This window comes from Streptomyces triticagri, assembly GCF_003429565.1.
Lineage (GTDB): Bacteria > Actinomycetota > Actinomycetes > Streptomycetales > Streptomycetaceae > Streptomyces > Streptomyces triticagri.
On sequence record NZ_QUAK01000184.1, the window covers coordinates 1 to 7,485 of the forward strand.

At 69.1% G+C, this 7,485-nt stretch carries 8 protein-coding genes; 6 read left to right on the top strand and 2 right to left on the bottom strand.

Translation table 11 applies throughout. The features are described 5' to 3' along the window. From DY218_RS26075 to DY218_RS26085, 3 genes are all read left to right on the top strand, one after another. On the top strand, nucleotides 1-1,351 hold a 1,351-nt coding region (locus DY218_RS26075; RefSeq protein WP_147336176.1), incomplete at its 5' end, for a M16 family metallopeptidase. A gap of 41 nt (nucleotides 1,352-1,392) precedes the next feature. Continuing rightward, nucleotides 1,393-2,148 carry a 4-hydroxy-tetrahydrodipicolinate reductase gene (dapB, locus tag DY218_RS26080; RefSeq protein ID WP_128558583.1) on the top strand — a complete coding sequence of 252 codons (756 nt, stop codon included), beginning with the start codon at nucleotides 1,393-1,395 and terminating at the stop codon, nucleotides 2,146-2,148. 4 nt (nucleotides 2,149-2,152) lie between these two features. After that, the gene (locus tag DY218_RS26085; RefSeq protein WP_128558584.1) at nucleotides 2,153-2,602 is read left to right on the top strand and encodes a tetratricopeptide repeat protein; all 450 of its coding nucleotides are present in this window, start codon (nucleotides 2,153-2,155) and stop codon (nucleotides 2,600-2,602) included. A 62-nt stretch (nucleotides 2,603-2,664) separates the two neighbouring features. On the opposite strand, the gene DY218_RS26090 is transcribed toward DY218_RS26085, so the two are convergent. Together DY218_RS26090 and DY218_RS26095 are read right to left on the bottom strand one after the other, a co-directional pair. Further along, nucleotides 2,665-3,222, bottom strand: coding sequence for a CobD/CbiB family protein (locus DY218_RS26090; RefSeq protein WP_128558585.1), 558 nt, complete (start codon nucleotides 3,220-3,222; stop codon nucleotides 2,665-2,667). Between the two features lie 132 nt (nucleotides 3,223-3,354). After that, a complete protein-coding gene (locus DY218_RS26095; RefSeq protein ID WP_128558586.1) occupies nucleotides 3,355-3,594 on the bottom strand; it encodes a hypothetical protein in 240 nt (79 codons plus the stop codon). Between the two features lie 212 nt (nucleotides 3,595-3,806). Here DY218_RS26095 and thyX point away from each other — a divergent pair, with 212 nt between their 5' ends. The 3 genes from thyX (at nucleotide 3,807) to DY218_RS26110 (ending at nucleotide 7,472) form a co-directional block, all read left to right on the top strand. Next, nucleotides 3,807-4,547 (top strand): FAD-dependent thymidylate synthase, encoded by a 741-nt coding sequence (gene thyX / locus DY218_RS26100; RefSeq protein ID WP_128558587.1) that lies wholly within the window; start codon nucleotides 3,807-3,809, stop codon nucleotides 4,545-4,547. 211 nt (nucleotides 4,548-4,758) lie between these two features. Further along, a complete protein-coding gene (gene dapA, locus DY218_RS26105; protein WP_128558588.1) occupies nucleotides 4,759-5,658 on the top strand; it encodes a 4-hydroxy-tetrahydrodipicolinate synthase in 900 nt (299 codons plus the stop codon). Between the two features lie 128 nt (nucleotides 5,659-5,786). Next, the gene (locus DY218_RS26110) at nucleotides 5,787-7,472 is read left to right on the top strand and encodes a ribonuclease J (RefSeq protein WP_128558589.1); all 1,686 of its coding nucleotides are present in this window, start codon (nucleotides 5,787-5,789) and stop codon (nucleotides 7,470-7,472) included. The last annotated feature ends 13 nt before the right edge of the window (nucleotides 7,473-7,485 follow it).

Below are 7,485 nucleotides of genomic sequence, written 5' to 3' on the forward strand. Positions count from 1 at the left end.
CCGCGCCTCTTCGGAGGCGCGGGCCGTCGCCCGTACCCAAACCCTGCTCAAGGGCGAGAACGGCATCGGGACGGTCCGCCGCACCACCCTCCCGGGTGGTCTGCGTGTCGTGACCGAGACGCTGCCGTCGGTGCGCTCGGCGACATTCGGCATCTGGGCCGGTGTCGGATCCCGCGACGAGACGCCCTCGCTCAACGGCGCCACCCACTACCTCGAGCACCTCCTCTTCAAGGGCACCCGCAAGCGCTCCGCCCTCGACATCTCCGCCGCGATCGACGCGGTCGGCGGCGAGATGAACGCCTTCACGGCGAAGGAGTACACCTGCTACTACGCGCGCGTGCTCGACACCGACCTGCCGCTCGCCATCGACGTGGTCTGCGACATGCTCACCGGCTCGCTGATCGAGCAGGAGGACGTCGACGCCGAGCGCGGGGTGATCCTCGAAGAGATCGCGATGACCGAGGACGACCCGGGCGACTGCGTGCACGACCTCTTCGCACACACCATGCTCGGGGACACGCCGCTCGGCCGCCCCGTGCTCGGCACGGTCGACACGGTCAACTCCCTGCACGCCGACCGCATCCGCCGCTTCTACAAGCGGCACTACGACCCCACCCACCTGGTCGTCGCCGCGGCGGGGAACGTCGACCACCAGAAGGTCGTACGCCAGGTCCGTGCCGCCTTCGAAAAGGCAGGCGCACTGGGCACCCCGGGCGCCGAACCACTCGCCCCGCGAGCCGGCGCGCGCGCCCTGCGCACCAGCGGCCGCGTCGAACTCGTCGACCGCAGGACCGAGCAGGCGCACGTCATCCTCGGCATGCCCGGCCTGGCCCGCACCGACGAGCGCCGATGGGCCCTCGGCGTACTGAGCACGGCACTCGGCGGCGGCATGTCATCGCGCCTCTTCCAGGAGGTCAGGGAGAAGCGCGGCCTCGCCTACAGCGTGTACGCGTACACCTCGGGCTTCGCCGACTGCGGCCTGTTCGGCGTGTACGCGGGCTGCCGCCCGAACCAGGTGCACGACGTCCTGAAGATCTGCCGCGACCAGCTCGACCAGGTGGCCCAGCACGGACTGCCCGACGACGAGATAGCCCGCGCCGTCGGCCAGCTGGCCGGCTCCACCGTCCTCGGCCTCGAGGACACCGGTGCCCTCATGAACCGCATCGGCAAGAGCGAGCTGTGCTGGGGCGAACACATGTCCGTCGACGCGATGCTGGAGCGGATATCCGCCGTCACCCCGGACGACGTACGCCAGGTGGCCCGCGACGTCCTCGGCCGGCGGCCCTCCCTGTCCGTCATCGGCCCACTGAAGGGCAAGCAGGCGGACCGCCTGCACGAAGCAGTCGCCTAGAGCGCGTTCGTCAAGCCCTCGACTCGCAAAAGGATCAAGCAATGAGCAAGCTGCGCGTGGCCGTCATCGGCGCCAAGGGCCGCATCGGCTCCGAGGCGGTACGGGCGGTCGAGGCCGCCCCCGACATGGACCTGGTGGCCGCCCTCGGCCGGGGTGACGAACTGGAGACGCTCGTCGAGTCCGGCGCCCAAGCCGTCGTCGAACTGACCACACCCGCCTCGGTGATGGACAATCTCGACTTCTGCGTACGGCACGGGATCCACGCCGTCGTCGGCACCACCGGCTGGACCGAGGAGCGCCTCGGCCGGCTCGAAGCCTGGCTGAAGTCCTCGGAGCGCACCGGCGTCCTCATCGCGCCGAACTTCTCCATCGGCGCCGTCCTGACCATGCACTTCGCCCAGCAGGCGGCCCGGTACTTCGAGTCGGCCGAGGTCGTCGAACTGCACCACCCGAACAAGGTCGACGCCCCGTCCGGCACTGCCATCCGCACCGCCCAGCTGATCGCCTCCGCCCGTGACCGCGCCGGTCTGCCGGCCCAGCCCGATGCCACGGCGACCGCACTCGACGGCGCCCGCGGCGCGGACGTCGACGGCGTACCGGTGCACGCGGTGCGGATGCGCGGTCTGCTCGCCCACCAGGAGGTGCTGTTCGGCGGCGAGGGCGAGACCCTCACCATCCGCCACGACTCCCTGCACCACAGCAGCTTCATGCCGGGCATCCTGCTCGGCCTGCGCCGTGTGGTGGACACTCCCGGTCTCACCTTCGGCCTGGAGAACTTCCTGGGGCTCGGGGACTGACACCGTGCGAGCGAAGATCACGTACTTCCTGCTGGCTGCCGTCCTGGTCGTCTACTTCGTCCTGGTCGGCAGCCGCGGCGTGCTGCTCATACGGGAAGGCACGCTGCTCACCGTCACGTTCGGTGTCGCCGTGCTGATCCTCCCGCTGATCGGCATCTGGTTCCTCTGGAAGACTACGCAATTCGCCCGCCGCGCGGGCCAGTTGGCCGCGGAGCTGGAGGCGGAGGGCGGACTGCCGGTCGACGAGCTGCAGCGCACACCCGGCGGCCGTATCGACCGCGACTCGGCCGACGCCGTATTCGCCCGGCGCAGAGCCGAGACCGAGGACGCCCCGGAGGACTGGCGCAGCTGGTTCCGCCTCGCGGTGGCCTACCACGATGCGCGGGACACTCCACGCGCCCGCAAGGCGATGCAGCGGGCGATCGCCCTGCACGACCGCGCGCCGACCGCCTGAGCCTTCGTCGGGGCAGTCGGGGCAGTCAGTCGGGGCTCGGGGCAGTCGGGTTCGATCGGAGATCAGTTGGCGCGCGTGTATTCGTGCGCCCAGGCCTCGACGGTGTCCGCCGCCCGCTCGAAGGCCGTGCCACGGCCGAGGAAGTCGGCGTTCCGGTCGGTCAGGAGCGGACCGGGCAAGGGCTCGCCACCACGGCGTACGAGGACCAGCGCCTGGCCCTGGACGGTACGGGGCAGGCCGAGCCAGCGCACCGGCTGCTGGACGGTCCGCACGGCCACGACCGCATTCCACGGCATGGTCCGGGTGATGAAGAGGCCGGTCTGCCGCAGTCCGCGCGCGCTCACCCAGGTGCCGATACGCAGCATGCGCAGCGCGAACGTGATCACCACGAGAGCTGCGAGGGCACAGATCAGCGCACCCTGCAGTGCCCCGGCAAAGGCGATGATCATCGCTGCGATCAGCATGAACGAGGCGACGAGCAGCACGACCGCGGAGGCTCCCACCCGCCAGGGGCCCGGCCTATAGGGCCGACGCCACTGGTCGCGGTCGTCGTACGGCAGCGCGATGTCGTCCGTCGCCTCGTCAAAAGCGCGGTCGGCCGTCAGAAAGGGCAGGGGCACGACGGAGTTCCTCACTCGGGGCACACAACTTGGGGCTGTGCCCGGTGAGGCTACCCAGGCCTGCGGCGACCGGCCACCCCGGGGCGGCAAAGGGGGTGCAGGGCGGCGTGGACCTGTCGGGCGCCGCCCCGATCAGCGGTGATCGGTGGCCTCGGACTGCTGGGTGCCGGCCGGTGTCTGATCCGCCGAAAGGGCAGGCATGCCGAACAGAAGCGAGCCCACGAGCCCGGCGACTATGGTCAGCCCGACCAGCGTGCGACCGGCGACCTCACTGGCCGAGGCACGCTCCCGGGGCGGGGGAGTGACATTGCTGCGGAACTTGTCGGCCTCCGCGACGAAGGCGAACGGGACGGGCTCACGCCGTCGGAACATGAGCGGTGCTTCTCCTCACTGGTCCCAGGAATGCCGTGCGGGACTCCTGTCACCCGTGAAGACGTTCAAAAGGCGGCAATGGTGCCCGCAACCGCAAAATTGCTCGAAATTCGCCGAAGAACGCGACAGAGCAGCACCGAACGGTCGGCTGTCAGTGCCGAGTCGTAGAGTGGGCGCCGCCCGAGCGAGCACCAGATGGAAGGACCCCGCCGGTGAGCGAGACCCCCGCCGAAGACCTCAAACCGAGCTTCCGCAGCGATGTCACTGTGGAGCTGGTCAAGCACTCCGCGAGCGACTCGGACGTCCTGTGGGCGGCGCGGGTGTCCACCGCGGGTGAGCAGTCCCTGGACGAGCTCACCAAGGACCCGGAGCGCTCGAAGGGCCTGATCAACTACCTGATGCGGGACCGCCACGGCAGCCCCTTCGAGCACAATTCGATGACCTTCTTCATCAGCGCCCCGATCTTCGTGTTCCGCGAGTTCATGCGCCACCGGGTGGGCTGGTCGTACAACGAGGAATCGGGCCGGTACCGCGAGCTCCAGCCCGTCTTCTACGTCCCCGGCGAGTCCCGGAAGCTGGTCCAGGAAGGACGCCCCGGCAAGTACGTCTTCGTCGAGGGCACCGAGGCCCAGCAGGAGCTCACGGGCCGCGTCATGGAGGACACCTACCGCCGGGCGTACGAGTCGTACCAGGAGATGCTCGCCGCCGGCGTGGCCCGCGAGGTCGCCCGGGCGGTCCTGCCCGTCGGCCTCTTCTCCTCGATGTACGCGACGTGCAACGCCCGGTCGCTGATGCACTTCCTCGGCCTGCGCACCCAGCACGAACTGGCCAAGGTCCCGTCCTTCCCGCAGCGGGAGATCGAAATGGTCGGCGAGCAGATGGAGGAGCACTGGGCCACGCTCATGCCCCTCACCCACGCGGCGTTCAATGCCAACGGCAGGGTCGCCCCGTAGTCCCGAACGCCACGCACGGGACAGGCGCACACAGGTACGGACCCTCGGGAGAAGTGTCCGTATTGCGGCATTTCGAGAAGTTCATCTAGCCTGATCAAACGGACCCGGCACTGCTTGAACCCCCGAGCAGGCAGTGCCGGGCTCCGTATGTCTCCCCGCTCACGTCCCCCGAGGGGCGACCCCGCGCTGAGCAGCGAGTAGCGTGTGCCCCATGGCTCCGACCTCGACTCCGCAGACCCCCTTCGGGAGGGTCCTCACCGCCATGGTCACGCCCCTGACGGCGGACGGCGCACTCGATCTTGACGGCGCGCAGCGGCTCGCCACCCACCTGGTGGACGCAGGCAACGACGGCCTGATCGTCAACGGCACCACCGGCGAGTCCCCGACCACCAGCGACGCGGAGAAAACCGAGCTCGTACGAGTCGTCCTCGAGGCCGTCGGGGACCGGGCCCACGTGGTCGCCGGCGTCGGCACCAACGACACCCGCCACAGCATCGAACTGGCCCGCGCCGCCGAGCAGATCGGCGCCCACGGCCTCCTCACCGTCACGCCGTACTACAGCAAGCCCCCGCAGGACGGCCTGCTCCGGCACTTCACCGCGATCGCCGACTCCACCGACCTCCCGGTGATGCTCTACGACATCCCCGGCCGCAGCGGCGTCCCGATCAACACGGAGACGATCGTCCGGCTCGCCGAGCACCCGCGCATCGTCGCCAACAAGGACGCCAAGGGCGACCTCGGCCGCGCGAGCTGGGCCATCGCCCGCAGCGAGCTGGCCTGGTACTCCGGCGACGACATGCTCAACCTGCCGCTACTCTCCGTCGGCGCCGTCGGCTTCGTCTCGGTGGTCGGCCATGTGGTCACCCCCGAACTCCGCGCCATGCTCGACGCGCACACCTCGGGCGACGTACGCAAGGCGACCGAGATCCACCAGAAGCTGCTCCCGGTCTTCACCGGGATGTTCCGTACTCAGGGCGTCATCACCACCAAGGCCGCGCTCGCCCTCCAGGGCCTCCCCGGCGGACCGCTCCGCCTGCCGCTGGTGGAACTCTCCCTCGAGGAAACGCATCAGCTCAAGATCGATCTCGCCGCCGGTGGGGTACATCTGTAGTCACAGACTTCACAACTGAATACGCAGACACACGCAACACAGACAGCACAGACGACAACTGCTATTGCACGAATGTCACGCGCGCCACGTGCCTCTGGGTACGTGGCGCGTGTGGGTAGGAGAGTCTTTTGAGTCACCCGCATCCTGAGCTCGGCTCCCCGCCGAAGCTGCCCGAGGGCGGCCTCCGGGTCACCCCCCTCGGCGGCCTGGGCGAGATCGGCCGCAACATGACCGTGTTCGAGTACGGCGGACGCCTGCTCATCGTCGACTGCGGAGTCCTCTTCCCCGAAGAGGAGCAGCCCGGAATCGACCTGATCCTTCCGGACTTCAGCAGCATCCGGGACCGCCTCGACGACATCGAGGGAATCGTCCTCACGCACGGGCACGAGGACCACATCGGCGGTGTCCCGTACCTCCTTCGCGAGAAGCCGGACATCCCGCTCATCGGCTCCAAGCTGACCCTCGCCCTGATCGAGGCGAAGCTGCAGGAGCACCGCATCCGCCCGTACACGCTCGAGGTGTCCGAGGGCCACCGCGAGCGCATCGGCCCCTTCGACTGCGAGTTCGTGGCGGTCAACCACTCCATCCCGGACGCGCTCGCGGTGGCCGTCCGCACGCCGGCGGGCATGGTCGTCCACACCGGCGACTTCAAGATGGACCAGCTTCCCCTGGACCAGCGCCTCACCGACCTCAACGCCTTCGCGAGGCTCAGCGAGGAGGGCATCGATCTCCTCCTCTCGGACTCGACGAACGCCGAGGTGCCCGGCTTCGTACCGCCCGAGCGCGACATCTCGAACGTGCTGCGCCAGGTCTTCGCCGGGGCGAGCAAGCGGATCATCGTGGCCAGCTTCGCCAGCCACGTCCACCGCATCCAGCAGATCCTCGACGCCGCACACGAATACGGCCGCAGGGTCGCCTTCGTCGGCCGCTCGATGGTGCGCAACATGGGCATCGCCCGGGACCTCGGGTACCTCAAGGTCCCGCCCGGCCTCGTCGTGGACGTCAAGACGCTGGACGATCTGCCGGACGACGAGGTGGTGCTCGTCTGCACGGGCTCCCAGGGCGAGCCGATGGCCGCCCTCTCCCGGATGGCGAACCGCGACCACCAGATCCGTATCGTCCAGGGCGACACGGTGATCCTGGCGTCGTCCCTGATCCCGGGCAACGAGAACGCGGTGTACCGCGTGATCAACGGCCTGACCCGCTGGGGCGCCAACGTCGTGCACAAGGGCAACGCCAAGGTGCACGTCTCCGGCCACGCCTCGGCCGGAGAGCTCCTGTACTTCTACAACATCTGCAAGCCCAAGAACCTGATGCCGGTGCACGGCGAATGGCGACACCTGCGGGCGAACGCGGAACTGGGAGCTCTCACGGGCGTTCCCCACGACCGCATCGTGATCGCCGAGGACGGCGTCGTCGTCGATCTGGTCGAGGGCAAGGCCAAGATCGTCGGCAAGGTCCAGGCCGGCTACGTCTATGTGGACGGCCTTTCCGTCGGCGACGTCACCGAGTCCTCGCTCAAGGACCGGCGCATCCTCGGGGACGAGGGCATCATCTCGGTCTTCGTCGTGGTCGACTCGACCACCGGCAAGATCACCGGCGGCCCGCACATCCAGGCCCGGGGTTCCGGCATCGAGGACTCCGCGTTCGGTGCGGTGGCACCCAAGATCCAGGAAGTCCTGGAGAAGTCGGCGCAGGACGGGGTGGTCGAGCCCCATCAGCTGCAGCAGCTCGTCCGCCGGACCCTCGGCAAGTGGGTCTCGGACAACTACCGTCGCCGCCCGATGATCCTCCCGGTCGTCGTCGAAGTCTGACCGGCCACGGAGC

Coding starts and splice junctions, on each gene's coding strand:
- dapA (WP_128558588.1), top strand. CDS start 4,759: ATGGCTCCGACCTCGACTCCGCAGACCCCCTTCGGGAGGGTCCTCACC.
- dapB (WP_128558583.1), top strand. CDS start 1,393: ATGAGCAAGCTGCGCGTGGCCGTCATCGGCGCCAAGGGCCGCATCGGC.
- DY218_RS26095 (WP_128558586.1), bottom strand. CDS start 3,594: ATGTTCCGACGGCGTGAGCCCGTCCCGTTCGCCTTCGTCGCGGAGGCC.